The sequence below is a fragment of the Pseudomonas sp. LB3P93 genome (assembly GCF_054898025.1).
This window is the reverse complement of the sequence record NZ_CM142713.1, coordinates 2,057,455-2,075,771: the sequence shown is the minus strand read 5'-3', so window position 1 is coordinate 2,075,771 and position 18,317 is coordinate 2,057,455. Positions and strand designations below refer to the sequence as shown.

General features: G+C 58.9%; 15 protein-coding genes. 4 read left to right on the top strand and 11 right to left on the bottom strand.

Translation table 11 applies throughout. The features are described 5' to 3' along the window. The first annotated feature begins 2 nt into the window (after positions 1-2). Together ACYZT8_RS09285 and cobA are read left to right on the top strand one after the other, a co-directional pair. Positions 3-2,720, top strand: coding sequence for a nitrate reductase (locus tag ACYZT8_RS09285; protein WP_461980496.1), 2,718 nt, complete (start codon positions 3-5; stop codon positions 2,718-2,720). Between the two features lie 10 nt (positions 2,721-2,730). Next, a complete protein-coding gene (cobA, locus tag ACYZT8_RS09280; protein WP_461980494.1) occupies positions 2,731-3,495 on the top strand; it encodes a uroporphyrinogen-III C-methyltransferase in 765 nt (254 codons plus the stop codon). 74 nt (positions 3,496-3,569) lie between these two features. On the opposite strand, the gene ACYZT8_RS09275 is transcribed toward cobA, so the two are convergent. The 8 genes from ACYZT8_RS09275 to ppsA form a co-directional block, all read right to left on the bottom strand. Then, a complete protein-coding gene (locus ACYZT8_RS09275; RefSeq protein ID WP_461980492.1) occupies positions 3,570-4,604 on the bottom strand; it encodes an OmpA family protein in 1,035 nt (344 codons plus the stop codon). Positions 4,605-4,711: 107 nt separating this feature from the next. After that, positions 4,712-5,302 (bottom strand): RNA polymerase sigma factor SigX, encoded by a 591-nt coding sequence (gene sigX / locus ACYZT8_RS09270; RefSeq protein ID WP_429529663.1) that lies wholly within the window; start codon positions 5,300-5,302, stop codon positions 4,712-4,714. Between the two features lie 87 nt (positions 5,303-5,389). Then, positions 5,390-6,214 (bottom strand): mechanosensitive ion channel family protein, encoded by an 825-nt coding sequence (locus ACYZT8_RS09265; protein ID WP_008027407.1) that lies wholly within the window; start codon positions 6,212-6,214, stop codon positions 5,390-5,392. A 2-nt stretch (positions 6,215-6,216) separates the two neighbouring features. Next, positions 6,217-6,465 (bottom strand): CrfX protein, encoded by a 249-nt coding sequence (locus ACYZT8_RS09260; protein WP_461980489.1) that lies wholly within the window; start codon positions 6,463-6,465, stop codon positions 6,217-6,219. Positions 6,466-6,528: 63 nt separating this feature from the next. Beyond that, positions 6,529-7,524, bottom strand: a complete 996-nt coding sequence (locus ACYZT8_RS09255) for a zinc transporter ZntB (protein WP_461980487.1) — start codon at positions 7,522-7,524, stop codon at positions 6,529-6,531. Positions 7,525-7,550: 26 nt separating this feature from the next. Next, positions 7,551-8,042 carry a ribonuclease E activity regulator RraA gene (rraA, locus tag ACYZT8_RS09250; protein ID WP_461957965.1) on the bottom strand — a complete coding sequence of 164 codons (492 nt, stop codon included), beginning with the start codon at positions 8,040-8,042 and terminating at the stop codon, positions 7,551-7,553. A 121-nt stretch (positions 8,043-8,163) separates the two neighbouring features. Beyond that, positions 8,164-9,153 (bottom strand): alpha/beta fold hydrolase, encoded by a 990-nt coding sequence (locus ACYZT8_RS09245; RefSeq protein WP_461980485.1) that lies wholly within the window; start codon positions 9,151-9,153, stop codon positions 8,164-8,166. 98 nt (positions 9,154-9,251) lie between these two features. Beyond that, positions 9,252-11,627: a phosphoenolpyruvate synthase gene (gene ppsA / locus ACYZT8_RS09240; protein WP_461957963.1), complete on the bottom strand. Its 2,376-nt coding sequence runs from the start codon at positions 11,625-11,627 to the stop codon at positions 9,252-9,254. A gap of 174 nt (positions 11,628-11,801) precedes the next feature. On the opposite strand from ppsA, the gene ppsR reads away from it, so the two are divergent. After that, positions 11,802-12,620, top strand: coding sequence for a posphoenolpyruvate synthetase regulatory kinase/phosphorylase PpsR (ppsR, locus tag ACYZT8_RS09235; protein WP_090181892.1), 819 nt, complete (start codon positions 11,802-11,804; stop codon positions 12,618-12,620). Between the two features lie 121 nt (positions 12,621-12,741). On the opposite strand, the gene ACYZT8_RS09230 is transcribed toward ppsR, so the two are convergent. Further along, a complete protein-coding gene (locus ACYZT8_RS09230) occupies positions 12,742-14,151 on the bottom strand; it encodes an aminotransferase-like domain-containing protein (RefSeq protein WP_461980483.1) in 1,410 nt (469 codons plus the stop codon). A gap of 136 nt (positions 14,152-14,287) precedes the next feature. Here ACYZT8_RS09230 and ACYZT8_RS09225 point away from each other — a divergent pair, with 136 nt between their 5' ends. Beyond that, complete coding sequence (locus ACYZT8_RS09225) at positions 14,288-15,190, top strand: DMT family transporter (RefSeq protein ID WP_461982402.1); 903 nt, start codon at positions 14,288-14,290, stop codon at positions 15,188-15,190. 134 nt (positions 15,191-15,324) lie between these two features. Here ACYZT8_RS09225 and prpD read toward each other — a convergent pair whose 3' ends face one another. Beyond that, a complete protein-coding gene (prpD, locus tag ACYZT8_RS09220) occupies positions 15,325-16,809 on the bottom strand; it encodes a 2-methylcitrate dehydratase (protein WP_461980481.1) in 1,485 nt (494 codons plus the stop codon). 284 nt (positions 16,810-17,093) lie between these two features. Beyond that, positions 17,094-18,284 carry a 2-methylaconitate cis-trans isomerase PrpF gene (prpF, locus tag ACYZT8_RS09215; RefSeq protein ID WP_461980479.1) on the bottom strand — a complete coding sequence of 397 codons (1,191 nt, stop codon included), beginning with the start codon at positions 18,282-18,284 and terminating at the stop codon, positions 17,094-17,096. Between the last annotated feature and the right edge of the window lie 33 nt (positions 18,285-18,317).

The window sequence follows — 18,317 nt, the reverse complement described above, 5'->3', positions numbered from 1 at the left end:
TGATGAACCGCCAGATCACCGCTTCCACCTGCTGCTACTGCGGGGTCGGCTGCGGCGTGCTGATCGAGCATGACGGCGAGCGCATCCTCGGCGTCAGCGGCGATCCGAGCCACCCGGCCAACTTCGGCAAGTTGTGCAGCAAGGGCTCGACCTTGCACCTGACCGGCGACTTGACCGCCCGAGCGTTGTACCCCGAATTGCGCCTCGGCAAAGGCCTGGCCCGCAGCCGCACCGACTGGGACACCGCCCTCGACCACGCGACCCATGTCTTTGCCCAAACCATCGCCGAATACGGCCCGGACAGCGTGGCGTTCTACATTTCCGGGCAGTTGCTGACCGAGGACTACTACGCCTTCAACAAACTGGCGCGAGCGCTGGTGGGCACCAACAACATCGACAGCAATTCGCGGCTGTGCATGTCGTCCGCGGTGGTCGGTTACAAGCGCAGCCTGGGGGCCGATGCCCCACCGTGCAGCTACGAAGACCTGGAGTTGAGCGACTGCGTGATGATCGTCGGCAGTAACATGGCCTACGCCCACCCGGTACTGTTTCGTCGCCTGGAAGAAGCCAGATCCCGCCGCCCGCAGATGAAAGTCATCGTCATTGACCCACGTCGTACCGACACCTGCGATTTGGCTGACCTGCACCTGGCGATTCTTCCCGGGACCGATGTCGCGTTGTTCCATGGGATTCTGCACCTGCTGCTGTGGGAAGACTGGATCGACCGCGATTTCATCCAGGCTCACACAGAAGGCTTGGCCGAGCTGAAGAATCTGGTGCGCGATTACACGCCGCCCATGGTGTCGCAGCTTTGCGGGATCAGCGTCGAGCAATTGCAGGAGTGCGCTGAATGGGTCGGCACCTCCAAGAGTTTTCTGTCGCTGTGGTGCATGGGGCTGAACCAGTCCACTGCCGGCAGCGCCAAGAACAGCGCGCTGATCAATCTGCACCTGGCCACCGGGCAAATCGGCCGTCCCGGTGCAGGACCTTTCTCCCTGACCGGTCAGCCAAATGCCATGGGCGGACGGGAAACCGGCAGTCTGTCGAACCTACTGCCGGGCCATCGCGAAGCGGCCAATGCCGAGCATCGCGCGGAAGTAGCGGCCTATTGGGGCGTTGATCAACTGCCCCAACACACCGGGCTCACCGCAATCGAGTTGTTTGAGCAGGTTCGTAGCGGAAAAATCAAAGCACTGTGGATCGCCTGCACCAACCCGGCCCAATCGCTGCCGGACCAGACCGCCGTGCGCGCCGCACTGGAAGCCTGCCCGTTCGTGGTGTTGCAGGAAGCCTTTCGCACCACCGAAACCGCCGCATTCGCCGATCTGCTGTTGCCCGCCGCCAGTTGGGGCGAAAAGGACGGCACGGTGACCAACTCCGAACGGCGCATTTCCCACGTTCGCCGGGCCATCGTCGCACCCGGTGAAGCCCGCGCCGACTGGGCGATCACGGTGGATTTCGCACAACGCCTGGAAAAACATCTGCGCCCTGGGCAAAACAGCCTGTTTGCCTTTGAAACGCCAGCCCAGGTCTTCGACGAATACAAACACCTGACTCGCGGGCGTGATCTGGACCTGTCCGGCATCAGTCATGAGCTGATCGACCGCCTCGGCCCTCAGCAATGGCCCTTCCCCATTGGCGCCAGCAAAGGCACCGCTCGCCTGTATCTGGACGGTATTTTCCCGACCGCCAGCGGACGCGCTCAGTTTGTGGCTGATCCGTATCGCGCGGCCAAAGAACAACGCGACGCACGCTTCCCGCTGACGCTGATTACCGGTCGCTTGCGCGATCAATGGCACGGCATGAGCCGCACCGGCACCGCCGCGCAGCTGTTCGGTCACGTCAGTGAAGCCGTGCTGAGCCTGCACCCGGATGAACTGCGTCGGCATCGTCTGCAACCCGGTGATTTGGTCAGCCTGAAAAGTCGTCGTGGCGCGGTGATCGTGCCGGTCGCCAGTGACGACAGCGTACGGCCCGGCCAGGCCTTTCTGCCGATGCATTTTGGCGACCGCTTTCTCAAGGGCGGCGTGAATACCCTCACCCTGCCCGCATTCGATCCACTGTCGAAACAACCGGAACTCAAACACAGCGGCGTGCGAATCGAGCCCGTGCAACTGCCTTGGCAGCTCTTCGCGCTGATAGAGGGCAATGTTCAACAGCATTTTGAGACGCTACGACCGCTCTGTGAGGCGTTTTCCTACGCCAGCCTCAGCCTGATCGGCCGCGAGCGTCCTGCGCTGCTGATACGCGCTGCCAGCGCCGTCGCGCCTGATGCGCAACTGCTGCGTGACATCGATCAATGCCTGGGGCTCAACGAAGGCCCGGTTTTGGCCTACGACGATCCACGGCGTTCCATCGGCAAGCGCGTGCGGATTGAAAGCGGCCGTATCACCGCGATTCGCCTGGCCGGCGAAACCCTTGCCCAACATTGGCTGCAAAACCTTTGGCTCGAGGGGCGTGCCGACGACCAACTGCGGCGCTGGCTGCTGGCACCGCTGAGCGCGCCACCGGGCAACCCTGGAACAGCGGCAGCGGGCACAAAAACCCTGTGCAACTGCAAAAACGTCAGCCAAAGCGCGGTCTGCGCCGGCATTAGCCGTGGCCTGGACTTGCAGGGCCTGAAACAAGAATTGGGCTGTGGCACGCAATGCGGGTCCTGCGTACCGGAAATCAAGCGTTTGCTGGCCGCCACTGCGCAGCCGATCGCCGTCATCTCGTGAGGAAAACACTATGAGCGCAAAAGTCTGGCTGGTGGGTGCGGGTCCCGGGGACCCTGAATTACTGACCCTCAAGGCTGTTCGGGCGTTGAAAGAAGCGGATGTGGTGTTGATCGACGATCTGGTCAATGACGCGGTGCTGGAGCATTGCCCCGGCGCGCGGATTATTCCCGTGGGCAAACGCGGCGGCTGTCGCTCTACGCCTCAAGCCTTCATTCATCGCCTGATGCTGCGTTATGTCCGCCACGGCAAATGCGTGGTGCGGCTCAAGGGCGGCGATCCTTGCATCTTCGGCCGCGGCGGTGAAGAAGCGCAGTGGCTGCGCGAACGCGGGGTTGAAGTCGAACTGGTCAACGGCATCACTGCCGGGCTGGCGGGTGCGACCCAATGCGATATTCCATTGACCCTCAGAGGCGTTGCACGTGGCGTGACACTGGTCACCGCCCACACTCAGGATGGCAGCAGCCTGAACTGGCAGGCCCTGGCCCAGGGTGGCACGACGTTGGTGGTTTACATGGGCGTGGCGAAGTTGAGCGAGATTCGCGAGCAGCTGCTGGCTGGGGGGATGGCGGCGGATACGCCGGTGGCGATGATCGAAAACGCTTCCCTGCCGCACCAACGGGAATGTCGGAGCGATCTGACGGCAATGGAAGAAGACGCCTCAGCGTTCGAATTGAAAAGCCCGGCGATCCTGGTGATTGGCGCAGTTGCAGCATGCGGCACTCAATCCCTGTGGGAGCGCGAGGTGCCCGCGATGACGGCCGATCAATTAGCCTGAATCGCCCTGACTCACCAAATCGCAGACAAAGAAAAGCCCGGCCTAAGCCGGGCTTTTCTCAGAGCTGCGACTAATTACTTAGCGTTAGCTTCAACCTGCGCTTCTACGCGACGGTTTACAGCGCGACCAGCGTCAGTTTTGTTGTCAGCAACTGGGCGGGATTCGCCGTAGCCAACAGACTGAACGCGGGACGATTCAACACCGTACTGGTTGGTCAGAACTTGCTTAACGGCGTTTGCACGACGCTCGGACAGTTTCTGGTTGTAAGCGTCAGGACCGACGGAGTCAGTGTGACCTTCAACAGTGGTGCTGGTGGATGGGTACTGTTTCATGAAATCAGCGAGGTTTTTGATGTCGCCGTAGCTGTTAGGCTTGACTACCGACTTGTCGAAGTCGAATTTCACGTCCAGCTCAACACGAACAACTTCAGCAACTGCTGGGCAGCCATCAGCGTCAACAGTTACGTTGGCTGGGGTGTCCGGGCACTTGTCAACGTTGTCGCACACGCCATCGTTGTCGCTGTCGGAGCAGACTTCAGCTGGTGCTGGAACTGGAGCAGCAGCAGGCTTGGAGCCGCCACCGAAGTTCACACCGATACCGACGCTTGGAGCCCACTCGGTGTCGCCCTGGTCGATGTTGTATTGAGCTTCAACGCCAGCACGGGCGTAGAAGTTCTCGGTGAAGTACAGCTTGGCACCGCCGCCAACGTTGGCGAAAGTGGAACGGTTACGACCGCCGGAGCCATTCTGACCGATGCTTTGATCGGAGAAGCCAGCCGATACGTACGGACGCAGCATGTCGCCCGGGTTGTTGAAGTGGTACAGAGCGTCCAGAGCGGTGTTAGCGCCCTTGATGTTACGACTGTCGTCGGAACGCACGTTATGCACTTCGTCGTAGGCCAGACGCAGTTCAACGTCGTCGGTCAGGAAGTAACCAACCGAACCACCGAAGAGGTTGCCGTTGTTCTTGAAGTTACGAGCGCTGTCGAATTGTTCTTTCTTGGCGAAGCCTTCGATTTCAACTGCGCCTTGGCCTTGTGCCAGAGCGCCGAACGAAGTGGCGGCAATCAAAGAACCAATGGCCAAGCCCAAGGTGTTTTTCAGTTTCATCCGTTAAATCCCCATCTGGTGATTGTGAAGCAGTCCCGCAAACCGGGGGACAACTCGGCGGCAAGTCTATCAGAACTTGCCTACACGTAAGAGATATTTGCGCCGAACTAAGTTTCAGCAACGCCTGCAAATTTCTCACGCAATTTATCTAGAGCACGTTTGTACCGCATTTTTGTCGCACTCAAACCCATGTGCATGATGTCTGCGATCTCCTGAAACTCCAGCTCTGCGACAAATCGTAGCACCAGAATTTCACGGTCAATCGGGTTCACATACACCAGCCAGCGATCGAGTCCACCCTTGTCCTCGGGTTTCGGCATCTTTTCTTCAGATGCTTCCTCGAGGGGGTCCAGACTCAAAGCATCCATCAAGCGACGCTTTCGCCGTTCCTTCCGATACTGTGTGATGCATTCGTTGTACGTGATGCTGTAGAGCCACGTTTTGAACTTCGATTTGCCCTCGAAGTTCTTCAGGCCATACAGCACCTTCAACATCACTTCCTGACAGACATCGTCTGCGTCGCGATCGTTCCCCAGATATCGTGCACAGACGTTAAATAATGTTCGTTGGTAACGCCGCATCAGTTCTTCATAGGCGCGTGTTACGTGAAACAGCTCGGTATGCGAGCGCGCGACCAACTCCTCATCAGAGAGCTCGCGGGGGTCGTAGCGCGTGGAGAGCGATTGAGCTTTATTCAAAACAAGTCGGGCCGACAGTCAGGTCAATGTCCGCCGCAGCCCTTACAGGGCACTTTGCGGCGGCGTACATTAGCAGGGTTTGCCGGGTTAGCGGCTACTCACATGCTGCTCCAGGAGGATCCGATTGGAGAGAGAGACTAGCTCACCCTCATCGGTCAGCAATGTGGTTTTAACCGTGCCGATCTCTTCGATCTGACCTTCGACCTCGCCAACACGCACTTGTTGCCCAACCTGATACAACTCACGCACATAGATTCCCGCAAGAATCTGACCGGCAATTTCCCGGCTTCCCAGTCCCATCGCCAGCGCAACCGCCAGACCAACGGTAATCAATACGATCACAATCACGTGGTTCAGCAGGTCAGTCTTGACCTCCAACTGGCTGATTGCGACCGAAATACTGATGATAATCACCAGGCCCTGGGCAATTCGCCCCAGGCCCGCAGCATAATCCAGCCCTACACCTTCTGCGGCACCACGCACCAGCCCATTGGCCAGTTGCGCCAGCAACACACCCACCAGCAGCACCAGCGCAGCGCCGAATACCTTCGGCAAATACAGCGCAAGCATGTCCAGCGTAGCCGAAACTCGCTCAAGTCCAAGGGATTCTGCGGCAGAAACCAGAAAAATCAGCAGAACGAACCAATAAACAATCTTGCCAATCAGGGTCGAGATCGGCACTTGAAGCCCGGCCCGGGACAGCAATTTAGTCAGACCGGTGCCGCCCATCAGGCGATCAAGGCCCAGCTTGGCGAGCAACTTGGACAGCAAAGTATCCAAAAGTTTCGCAACGACAAAACCCAACAGCAACACGACCAGTGCGCCGAACAGGTTCGGGATGAAATTTGCCACCTTGGTCCATAACGCAGTCATTGCAGTGACGAGGCTCTGAGTCCAGAGATCAAGTTCCATATTCAATCAGCCTTATCAGCGGTGCGAACGATAGGTTTACGGTGGCGGGATACCGGCGAGACGTGGGCCGAGCCGTTATTGAGGGCAATCATCAGCGCGGGCAACCAGCGGCCCAGCAGGCTGAACAGATCGCCGGCGCCGACCTGGCGGTTGGCGGTTTTCAGGACACGCCCAAGGCACGCATCGTCGTCACGGGTAGACGGCGAAGCGTTCAGCATGTCGCGCAAAGACTGTTCAAACGGATCGTGCATACGCACCTCTCGTGATGTCTGTGAAAGACGCGGTCAAATTTGCCCGGGTCACATGAGTCATCGTCACACCCAGCGCAAACGGCGGAATAACCACCACTGACCGAGCGCCACCGAGACCATCATCAGGCATGCGATCAGGAAGCCATAAGGGCTTTCCGAGAACGGAATGCCACCAACATTTATCCCCAGCAGGCCGGCCAGAAAACTCATCGGCAAGAAGATCCCGGTGATGATCCCGAAGCGGTACATCGTGCGGTTCATGCGCACGCTCAAACGTCTGTCCTCGGCCTCGAGGACCAGCCCCACCCGCTCCCGGGTCAATTCCAGCTCTTCGAGATAACGGGTCAGGCTGTTGTTCAATTCGTTCCAGTAATCGCCGTCGTCATCGACGAACCAGGGCAATTTGATCCGCGTGAGCTGTCCGAAAATATCCCGCTGCGGAGCAAGGAAACGTTTCAGCGCGGCGGCCCTTCGACGAATCTGCAAAATGGCGCCGTGCTCGGGCGTATACCGTTCGTCGGCATCCAGCTTTTCTTCTTCCTCATCGACCACTTCCGAGAGGCAACTGACCAGATCCTGCACTTTATTGGTGAGGTACTGAGCCATATAAAGGATGAGTTCGGAGGCGGTTTTCGGCCCTTTGCCATCGGCCAGCTGCACCAGCAATTCATCGGTGGCACGCAATGGACGCAAACGCAGGGAAATGACGCGCTGGGCAGAAGCGAAGATCCGCACCGAGACCATGTCTTCCGGCTCCGCGCCAGGATTCAGGTTGACTCCACGCAGAAACAGCAGCAGTTCGGAGTCCGGCAGCGGCAAAAGACGCGGTCGGGTGTTCTCTTCGAGCAGCAGGTCACAGCTGAATTCACTCAAACCGCTGGATTTGCGCAGCCAGGTCTGGGTTTGCGGGTGACTGCGATCCCAGTGCAGCCACAGGCTTTCATGGGCCTGCAGCTGCAAGTCATCGAGTTCAGTCCGGGCTATCGAACGCGCACCGCCTTTACCATCCAGCACCAGGGCATGCACCAGCCCCCACTGCGCGTTGTCTTCCTCGAACATCCTCACCCCTTTGTTGATTCGCGGCTTTATTCAGGCATCTTCAGCGGGCTTGGCGAGATGATCACGCCGTTGTTGTCCGCGTAAATGTAGTGACCTGGATGGAAAGTCACGCCAGCAAAGGTCACAGGGACGTTGAGATCGCCGAGTCCGCGCCTGTCGGATTTTCTCGGGTGACTGGCGAGGGCCTGAACGCCCAGATCGGTCTGCGCGATGATATCGACGTCACGGATGCAACCGTAGATCACCAGCCCTTCCCAACCGTTATTTGCGGCTTTCTCGGCCAGCATGTCACCCAGCAATGCATGACGCAGAGAACCGCCACCGTCGACCACCAGCACCTTGCCATTACCTTTGAGTTCGACCTGCTCTTTGACACGCGAGTTGTCTTCAAAGCACTTGATCGTCACGATTTCGCCGCCGAATGAGTCACGGCCGCCGAAATTGTTGAACATCGGTTCCAGCACCTGCACCAGCTCCGGGTAGGTGTCGCACAGGTCAGGCGTAAGGTAATGGTTCATCGAGAAACTCCTGTAAAGAGGAAGACAATCGAGGATGTCGCAAAGTGACCGGAACAGCTCAATGCGTCATATCTTAGCCGCAAGCCGATCAGAGCGAAATGCCCTTGTTAGAGCATCAGGCTCAGACTACCGCAGACAAAACCGGCTTTTCTCCCAGCAAAGGCGTTTGCTGATCGGCCAGCCAGCGCGCCACCAACGGCCAGACTTCGGCTTGAGCGGCTTTGCTGACGAGCATTTCCACGTGACCGAAATTATCGCCAAAGCCCTGCTCGCGGCCAAGGTTGATAAATTGCTTGTGCTCGGAACCCACTTGATCGAACAGCTTGCGGCATGCCCACGCCGGATCCTGATGATCGCCGGCGGCGCTCACGGTCAGCACTGGCAACTGAACCTCCGCCAATCCCGCCCACCAATCCTTGTCTGCATCGCCGAAGCGCCCGAACAGCCCATACCAGCGCATGCTTTCCAGGGCCAGGCCAATCGGCTCGTCCTCCGGGCCGCGCTTGAGCCGTGAACCGGACAGCTGGGCGAAACGCTTGAGGATGAAGCGCCCGCCCCACTCCACCGGTGGAATCTTCAACGGCCAGTACGTGCGACTGACCTGCGTTCCGAAGAACGCCGCAGACGCGACGACAGGCTCGCCGATGTATTCCCCACCCAGCGCCGCCGCCAGCGTGATGCCGCCCAGTGAGTGACCGATCCAGTGCGGGACCTGGCCGCTTTGCTCGCGCACGAAGGCGCCAATGGCCGGCAGGTCGTAACGGGCGTAGTCGGCAACGCGGTTCTTGCGGTAGTTCTGATTGCGCTGGGACAGGCCGTGGCCGCGCATTTCGGGAATCCAGACATCGAATCCCAGACGCGTCAGGTAGGCACCGAGCCCCAGGCCCTTTGGAGAAAACCAGAACCGGCGATTGGAAAAGCTGCCGTGCAGCAGAATCACCGGCACGCCACCGTGCGCGGGCACGTCCGCCATGCCCAAACGGGTCACGGCCAACTCCACAGTGCCATCAGGACTGTTGCCGGGTTTCAAACGATAGACATCTTCGCTCAGATCGCCGCGCCGCTCGGCGCTGATCAGGGCGACAGGAAATAGGTTGCTGCTGCTTTGCATAATGCTCTTGCACAAAAAAGGGCGGCATCCAGAGGAGCCCGCCCTACTTGATTCTTAAAGCCCCAGCCACTACGCCGGCCGGGGCTTCACTCACACCATCAAGCCGGAGCTTGACCTTCAGCCAGGAAGAACCAGGTTTCCAGTACGGAATCGGGGTTCAACGAAACACTTTCAATGCCCTGCTCCATCAGCCATTTGGCCAGATCAGGGTGGTCCGAAGGGCCCTGACCGCAAATGCCGATGTATTTGCCGGCCTTGTTGCACGCGGCAATGGCGTTGGCCAGCAGCTTCTTGACCGCAGGATTACGCTCGTCGAACAGGTGAGCGATGATCCCGGAGTCACGGTCCAGGCCCAGCGTCAGCTGAGTCAGGTCGTTGGAGCCGATGGAGAAACCGTCGAAGAACTCAAGGAATTCTTCAGCGAGGATCGCGTTGGACGGCAGTTCGCACATCATGATGATGCGCAGACCGTTCTCGCCGCGGGCCAGGCCATTTTCAGCCAATAGATCGATCACCTGGCTCGCTTCGCCCAGGGTACGGACGAACGGCACCATGATTTCAACGTTGGTCAGGCCCATCTCGTTGCGCACGCGCTTGATGGCACGGCACTCGAGTTCGAAGCAGTCACGGAACGCTTCGCTGATATAACGCGAGGCGCCACGGAAGCCCAGCATCGGGTTTTCTTCTTCCGGCTCGTAGAGTTTGCCGCCGATCAGGTTCGCGTATTCGTTGGACTTGAAGTCCGACAGACGCACGATGACCTTTTTAGGGGTGAACGCAGCGGCCAGGGTGCTGATGCCTTCAACCAGCTTCTCGACGTAGAAACCGACCGGATCGTCGTAGCCGGCGATGCGCTTGTCGACGCTGTCCTTGATTTCCTGCGGCAGACCGTCGTAGTTCAACAGTGCTTTGGGGTGGACACCGATCATGCGGTTGATGATGAATTCCAGACGGGCCAGGCCCACACCGGCGTTCGGCAGTTGCGCGAAGTCGAAGGCGCGGTCCGGGTTGCCGACGTTCATCATGATCTTGAACGGCAGATCAGGCATGGCGTCCACGGAGTTTTTCTTGATGTCGAAGCCCAGTTCGCCTTCGAAGATGTAACCGGTGTCGCCTTCAGCGCAGGAAACGGTCACGCCCTGGCCGTCTTTCAACAGCTGGGTGGCGTTGCCGCAACCGACCACGGCCGGAATACCCAGTTCGCGAGCGATGATCGCCGCGTGGCAGGTACGACCGCCACGGTTGGTGACGATGGCGCTGGCGCGCTTCATGACCGGTTCCCAGTCCGGGTCGGTCATGTCGGAGACCAGAACGTCGCCTGGCTGGACTTTGTCCATCTCGGACACGTCCTTGATGATGCGGACCTTGCCGGCGCCGATGCGCTGGCCGATGGCGCGACCTTCAACCAGCACGGTGCCGGTTTCTTTCAACAGGTAGCGTTCCATGACGTTGGCCGAGGTACGGCTCTTCACGGTTTCAGGACGGGCCTGAACGATGTAGAGCTTGCCGTCGTCGCCGTCTTTGGCCCATTCGATGTCCATCGGGCACTTGTAGTGCTTCTCGATGATCATTGCTTGCTTGGCCAGCTCGCTGACTTCGGCGTCGCTCAGGCAGAAACGTGCGCGATCAGCCTTGTCCACGTCGATGGTCTTGACCGATTTACCGGCCGTGGCGACTTCGCCGTAGATCATCTTGATGGCCTTGCTGCCCAGGTTGCGACGCAGGATGGCCGGACGACCGGCTGCCAGCGTGCCTTTGTGGACGTAGAACTCATCCGGGTTCACCGCGCCTTGTACGACGGTTTCACCCAGGCCGTAAGCGCCGGTGATGAACACCACGTCACGGAAACCCGATTCGGTATCGAGGGTGAACATCACGCCGGCAGTGCCGGTTTCGGAGCGGACCATGCGCTGCACGCCAGCCGACAGGGCCACCAGCTTGTGGTCGAAGCCCTGGTGGACGCGGTAGGAAATCGCGCGGTCGTTGAAAAGGGAGGCGAACACCTCTTTGGCGGCGCGAATGACGTTTTCGACACCACGGATGTTCAGGAAAGTTTCCTGCTGACCGGCGAAGGAAGCGTCCGGCAGGTCTTCGGCGGTAGCGGAAGAGCGCACGGCCACGGCCATGTCAGGGTTGCCGGCCGACAGCGTGGCGAACGCGGTGCGGATCTCGGCGTTGAGCTTCTCGGGGAATTCAGCTTCCATGATCCATTGACGGATCTGGGCGCCGGTCTTGGCCAGGGCGTTGACATCGTCGACGTCCAGGGCGTCGAGGGCGGCATGGATCTGATCGTTCAGGCCGCTCAGTTCCAGAAAATCACGATAAGCCTGAGCTGTCGTGGCGAAGCCACCGGGCACCGATACACCGGCACCTGCAAGGTTACTGATCATCTCGCCCAGGGATGCGTTCTTGCCCCCTACGTGCTCTACATCATGGACGCCGAGCTTATCGAGGGAAACTACGTACTCTACCAAGGTGATCTCTCCACTAACTGTGTTGGAAAAGCTCAGAAGCCGGCGGCTCGGGGGAGCATTTGCCAGCTGTATGGCCGGGACCTGGAAAATAAGTGAGAATGCGGGCCACTGGCGGCCGGCAAATCGCGCCTATCATATCCAAGAATGATCATTAGCTTAAGGCCCAAGGTGCAAATGAAACGATCTGCTTTCTTTATTTCCGACGGCACCGGCATCACAGCCGAAACCCTCGGCCAAAGCCTCCTGGCGCAGTTCGAAAACATTACCTTCAGCAAATTCACGCGTCCGTACATCGACAACGTGGATAAAGCGCGGGCCATGGTACAACAAATCAACAAAGCCGCCGAAACCGACGGCTTCCGGCCGATTATCTTTGACACCATCGTCAATCAAGACATCCGTGAGATCCTCGCAACGTCCAATGGTTTCATGATCGACATTTTCTCGACCTTCCTGGCGCCGCTTGAACAGGAACTGACCGAGCATTCTTCCTACACCGTCGGCAAATCCCACTCCATTGGCACCAACTCCAATTACATGGAGCGCATCGAGGCGGTGAACTTCGCCCTGGATAATGACGACGGTGCGCGCACGCATTATTACGACAAGGCCGACCTGATCCTAGTGGGCGTGTCGCGTTGCGGCAAGACACCGACGTGCCTGTACATGGCCATGCAATTCGGCATCCGCGCGGCCAACTACCCGTTGACCGAAGACGACATGGAACGCCTGCAACTGCCTGCCGCCCTGCGTGCCCACCAGCACAAGCTGTTCGGCCTGACCATCGACCCGGACCGCCTCACCGCCATCCGCAACGAGCGCAAGCCCAACAGCCGCTATTCGAGCTACGCCCAGTGCGAATTCGAAGTGCGCGAAGTGGAGAACCTGTTCCGCCGCGAGAACATTCCCAATATCAATTCCACGCATTTTTCCGTGGAAGAGATTTCGGCGAAGATTCTGGTGGAGAAAGGCGTGGAGCGCCGATTCAAGTAGTTCTGTGGCACCTGATATATCGCCATCGCGGGCAAGCCCGCTCCCACAGTTTTCTCTGCAGTTTTCGAATTTTGCATTCAACTCAGATCCCTGTGGGAGCGGGCTTGCCCGCGAAGAACGATTACACGGTCTCGGCCAGTGCCCCCGCCAACGCTTCAAACCCTTGCATCAACAACCCATCATCCCCCGCCGAATTACACACACTCGCCCGAACAAACTGCGGCACCGCCCCATGCCCGACCGCAAACGCCTCCGCGGTCGCCACCAGATAATTGTTCTGCTTGAGTTCCGCCGCAATCTGCGAAGCCCGCCACGGCTCGGGCACTTCGATCCAGAAGTGTGGGCTATGGGGATGAGTCTTGTAACTGACGTCTTCTAACACGGCACTGACCAACCGCTTGCGGCGGCTGATTTCGACAATCTGCTGCTCCAGCAACTGCCCGGCTATCCCGTTTTCGATCCATGCAGTCGCCAGCTCCATCGACAGCGGACTGGCCATCCAGCACGTCCCGCGCAACGCCGCACTCAGTCGCCCGATCAACGGTAGCGGCGCGTGCAAGTAGCCAACCCGCAAACCGGCCGAAACCGCCTTGCTCAAACTGCCGATCAGCACCGAGCGCTCCGGGGCAAAGTGACTCAAGGGCAACGGACGCTGCTGCGCCAGCACGGCGTGGGCTTCGTCCTCGATGATCAGCAGATTGTGCTGGCGACAGACTTCGGCAATCGCCTCGCGCCGTGGGACCGACATCACCGCCGCCGTAGGATTCTGGATGGTCGGCGTGCAGTACACCGCGGATACCCGATGATGCTGGCAAACGTCCGACAGCGCATCGGGCAGCAATCCTTCATCATCCATCCCGACACCGATCAGTTTTATGCCGAGCATGCGGGCGACGCTGATCAACCCTGGATAGGTCAAATGCTCGGTCACCACGGTATCGCCTGGCTTGAGCAGCGCCATCAATACGCACAACAAACCGTGCTGACCGCCATTGACACAAATGACCTGCTCGGGGCTCGGCACGAATGCCTGATGCCGCAGCCAGTGGGCACCTGCCGCTCGGTGACGGGATAGTCCGCCATCGGCGGTATAACCGCTGATCATCTGCAAGGTACGCGGATCGCTGGCCAAGGCTTGCAGGCTCTGACTCAGAAAGGCGGCTTCCTGCCCCGGAATCGGCTGATTCCGACTCATATCGAAGTAAGGCTGCGGCTCGTCACTGACATTGCGAAAGCCAGAATCGCGCAGCCGTTCCATCCCGCGCTGACGCACATACGTGCCATCTCCTACACGGGCCACGACCAACCCAACCCGCTCCAGTTCGCCATACGCACGGCTGATGGTGCCGATGGTCACGCCCAGGCTGTCCGCCAACAAACGATGGGGCGGCAATTTGCTGCCGGGCTCGATCAAGCCTTCGCCGATGCTCTTTTCGAGGGCCTCGGCCAGGCGCTTGTACTTTACGCCGCGGCCCTGAGCCAAGCCTTCGCGCAGGATTGACACCGTGGCAATACTTACTTTGACAGTCATTTCCATCCCGAATAGCGTGCTGAAAACAGGTTCAATCAGGGATAGACCTATTTGGTAACCAGGTCAATTCCGACGACGAAGGAGCACGATCATGTCCATAGCCCTCAGCGCCTCTTCAAGTGTTCGAAAACCCTGGCTGGCCGGACTGGTCACCAGCGTGCTGTTCCTGATCGTTTGCCTGAGTTGGGGCACCACGTGGCTGGGCATCAAGATTGCCGTCGAAAGTGTGCCGCCGCTGACCGCCGCCGGCCTGCGTTTCCTGATCGCCTTTCCGTTGTTTTTGAGCTTCGCCCTGCTGCGTCGCGAGCCGCTGCTGTTCCCGCGGCAAAGTCGCTGGTTTTTCGTGTTCGTCACGCTGTCGTATTTCAGCCTGCCGTATTACTTGCTCAACTACGGCGAGATGCACGTGTCCTCCGGACTGACCGCGCTGCTGTTCAGCTGCATGCCGGTGTTCATCCTGATCTTTTCGGCGGTGTTGCTGCGGGAGAAGATCTATCCCTCGCAAGTGATCGGCATCGCCATCGGGTTCGGCAGTCTGTTCATGATTATCCGCAGCCAGGGCTTGCACCTGGATCACGCCGAATTCTTCGGGGTGCTGGCGATTCTGGCGGCGGCGGTGATGCATGCGCTGTGTTACGTGATCACCAAGAAGCAAGGCAGTGCGATCAGCGTGATTACGTACAACACGCTACCCATCGGCCTGGCTGGCTTGATGCTGTTTGTGGCGGGATTGCGCTTTGAAGCGCCGGTGTTCGATGACATCACGGCGCGCTCGTGGGGCGCCCTGTTCTATCTGGGGTTGGTGGCGTCGGTGGGCGGGTTTATCGTTTACTTTTTGCTGCTCAAGCGACTGAGCCCGATCATTTTGTCGTTCGTGTTTATTATTTTTCCGGTGTTCGCGGTGGTTATTGGGGCTTGGTATGAGGGGCAAAGTATTTCGAGAGAATTGATGATCTATTCGGCGATTTTGCTGGCGGGCTTTGCCATCACCAAATTACCCGTCGAAAAAATGGTTCAACGACTAAAAACAGACCTGTAGGAGCTGTCGAGTGAAACGAGGCTGCGATCTTTTGATCTTCGCTTTTAAAAGCAAAATCAAAAGATCGCAGCCTCGTTTCACTCGACAGCTCCTACAGGGTTTCGCATCGTTCAATCAGATCGAGTGCATACCCGTTAGATGACGAACAAGTCCATAAACCGGTTCACCGGTGTCGCTTCAAGCGCAGCCTGATCCTTGCACAACGCAAAAATCTCGTTGCTGCGCTGGGCGGTGAAACGCGTCGCCAGGTTGGCTTTGAACTTGTCTTCAAGCAATCGAATGCCATCGGCACGGCGTCGACGATGGCCGATCGGATATTCCACCACTACGTTCTCGGTGCTGGAGCCGTCTTTGAAAAACACCTGAATCGCGTTGGCGATGGAACGCTTATCGGCTTCCATATATTCGCGGGTGAAGCGTGGGTCTTCAACGATGACCATTTTCTCCCGCAGCACGTCGATGATCGGGTGCGCTGCGTGGAAGTCATCTTCGTATTGCTCGGCCACCAGATTGCCAAACGCCAGCGGCACGGCGGTCATGTACTGAATGCAGTGATCGCGGTCGGCAGCATTGGCCAACGGGCCGACCTTGGAAATGATGCGGATTGCCGATTCGTGGGTGGTGATGACAATTTTGTCGATCTCATGCAGACGATTTCGCACCTGTGGGTGCAGGGTCACTGCCGCTTCGCAGGCGGTTTGCGCGTGGAACTCAGCGGGAAAACTGATCTTGAACAACACGTTTTCCATCACGTAGGTCCCGTACTCGCGGGAGAAGCTGAACGCGCGTTTATCTTCAGGCTTGAGCGCCAGATCGTTGTTGGTGTGGCTGAACAACACGTCGTAAAAGCCCCACTGCTTGGCGGTCAGAACGCCGGGAATGCCCATCTCGCCGCGCATCGCAATGTCTGCCAGGCGCACGCCCCGGCTGGACGCATCGCCCGCTGCCCAGGATTTGCGCGACCCGGCATTCGGCGCATGCCGATACGCGCGCAGCGCCTGGCCATCAGCGAAGGCGTGAGATAACGCCGACAGCAGTTGCTCGCGATTGGCGCCCATGAGTTTGGCGGTGACGGCGGTCGAGGCGACTTTCACCAGGATGACGTGATCGAGCCCTACACGATTGAAGGAGTTTTCCAGTGCGATCACGCCTTGAATCTCGTGAGCCATGATCATGGCTTCGAGCACCGCACGAATGGTCAGCGGCGCATCGCCATTGGCCAGGCGCTTTTGCGAGAGGTGGTCGGCCACCGCGAGAATGCCGCCGAGGTTATCGGACGGATGACCCCATTCGGCGGCGAGCCAGGTGTCGTTGTAATCGAGCCAACGCACGATGCAGCCGATGTCCCACGCCGCTTTGACGGGATCGAGGCGGAAACTCGTGCCCGGCACACGTGCACCGAACGGGACGACGGTGCCTTCGACGATCGGGCCGAGGTGTTTGGTGCATTCGGGAAAGCGCAGGGCCAGCAGGCCGCAGCCGAGGGTGTCGATCAGGCAGTTGCGGGCGGTGTCCAGCGCTTCTTTGGATTCGATTTTGAAGTTGAGGACGTAATCGGCAATGTCCTGCAGGACGGTGTCGTAGTCGGGGCGGTTGTTCTGGTCGACGTTGGTGCTCATGTTCGATTCACTCCAGTTCAGAATTGTTGAGTGGTGGTGTTCTTCCTCAGGGGCAGGTTTGGTTTTGATTTTTGCAGGTCTGGGGGCCTGCTTGATTTGTATTTATTCAGGTAGATCCACCCCTCACCCCAGCCCTCTCCCCACGGGGGAGAGGGGGAAAGGGAGCAGATCTTCATGCTGTTCAAAGCCAGAGTTCGACTCAAGCTTTCAGGCTGCAGCGGATCGAAATACACCTCGGTCAGCCCCCTCTCCCCTCTGGGGAGAGGGTTGGGGTGGTTTTCAGATCAGAAGGAATCACCCGGCACGCGCACAAAGCCTTCCATCAATACCCGCGCACTGCGGCTCATGATGGCTTTGTTCACGGTCCATTCGCCGTTGACCTGACTGGCCTCGGCCCCCACACGCAACGTGCCGGACGGATGCCCGAAGCGCACTGCATTGCGTTCGACGCCACCGGCGGCGAGGTTAACCAAGGTGCCGGAAATCGCTGCTGCCGTACCAATGGCAACCGCCGCCGTGCCCATCATCGCGTGGTGCAATTTGCCCATCGACAACGCACGCACCAGCAGGTCGACGTCACCCGCTGCAATCGCCTTGCCGCTCGACGCCACGTAATCCGCCGACTTGGCCACAAAGGCAACCTTGGGCGTGTGCTGACGCTTGGCCGCTTCGTCCAGGTCCTTGATCAAACCCATGCGCAACGCGCCATAAGCACGAATGGTCTCGAACATCAGCAAGGCTTTCGGGTCGCTATTGATCGCGCCCTGCAACTCGGTGCCGGTGTAGCCGATGTCTTCAGCGTTGACGAAAATCGTCGGGATGCCGGCATTGATCATGGTCGCCTTGAAGGTACCGACGCCGGGCACTTCGAGGTCATCCACCAGGTTGCCGGTGGGGAACATCGAACCACCGCCGCCCTCTTCTTCCGCTGCGGGGTCCATGAATTCGACCTGCACTTCGGCGGCGGGAAAGGTCACGCCGTCGAGTTCGAAATCACCGGTTTCCTGCACTTCACCGTTGGTGATCGGCACGTGGGCGATGATGGTCTTGCCGATGTTGGCCTGCCACACGCGCACCACGGCCACGCCGTTGTGCGGAATACGGCTGGCATCCACCAGGCCGTTGCTGATGGCGAACGAACCGACAGCCGCCGACAGGTTGCCGCAGTTACCGCTCCAGTCGACGAAAGGCTTGTCGATCGAGACTTGGCCAAACAGGTAATCGACGTCGTGATCCGCCTTGATGCTTTTCGACAGGATCACGGTTTTGCTGGTGCTGGATGTCGCGCCACCCATGCCGTCGATTTGCTTGTCGTACGGGTCGGGGCTGCCGATTACGCGTAGCAGTAATGCATCGCGAGCCGGACCTGGAATCTGTGCCGCTTCGGGCAAGTCTTTCAGGCTGAAAAACACGCCTTTGCTGGTGCCGCCACGCATGTAGGTGGCGGGGATTTTGATTTGAGGTGCGTGAGCCATTGGTGCTCCTTCATAGCGGGCAAGGGACTTGAA

Excerpts from the sequence above, each read along its gene's own strand:
- ACYZT8_RS09285 (WP_461980496.1), top strand. The coding sequence starts at position 3 with ATGAACCGCCAGATCACCGCTTCCACCTGCTGCTACTGCGGGGTCGGC.
- cobA (WP_461980494.1), top strand. The coding sequence starts at position 2,731 with ATGAGCGCAAAAGTCTGGCTGGTGGGTGCGGGTCCCGGGGACCCTGAA.
- ACYZT8_RS09275 (WP_461980492.1), bottom strand. The coding sequence starts at position 4,604 with ATGAAACTGAAAAACACCTTGGGCTTGGCCATTGGTTCTTTGATTGCC.
- ACYZT8_RS09265 (WP_008027407.1), bottom strand. The coding sequence starts at position 6,214 with ATGGAACTTGATCTCTGGACTCAGAGCCTCGTCACTGCAATGACTGCG.
- ACYZT8_RS09260 (WP_461980489.1), bottom strand. The coding sequence starts at position 6,465 with ATGCACGATCCGTTTGAACAGTCTTTGCGCGACATGCTGAACGCTTCG.
- ACYZT8_RS09255 (WP_461980487.1), bottom strand. The coding sequence starts at position 7,524 with ATGTTCGAGGAAGACAACGCGCAGTGGGGGCTGGTGCATGCCCTGGTG.
- rraA (WP_461957965.1), bottom strand. The coding sequence starts at position 8,042 with ATGAACCATTACCTTACGCCTGACCTGTGCGACACCTACCCGGAGCTG.
- ACYZT8_RS09245 (WP_461980485.1), bottom strand. The coding sequence starts at position 9,153 with ATGCAAAGCAGCAGCAACCTATTTCCTGTCGCCCTGATCAGCGCCGAG.
- ppsR (WP_090181892.1), top strand. The coding sequence starts at position 11,802 with ATGAAACGATCTGCTTTCTTTATTTCCGACGGCACCGGCATCACAGCC.
- ACYZT8_RS09230 (WP_461980483.1), bottom strand. The coding sequence starts at position 14,151 with ATGACTGTCAAAGTAAGTATTGCCACGGTGTCAATCCTGCGCGAAGGC.
- prpD (WP_461980481.1), bottom strand. The coding sequence starts at position 16,809 with ATGAGCACCAACGTCGACCAGAACAACCGCCCCGACTACGACACCGTC.
- prpF (WP_461980479.1), bottom strand. The coding sequence starts at position 18,284 with ATGGCTCACGCACCTCAAATCAAAATCCCCGCCACCTACATGCGTGGC.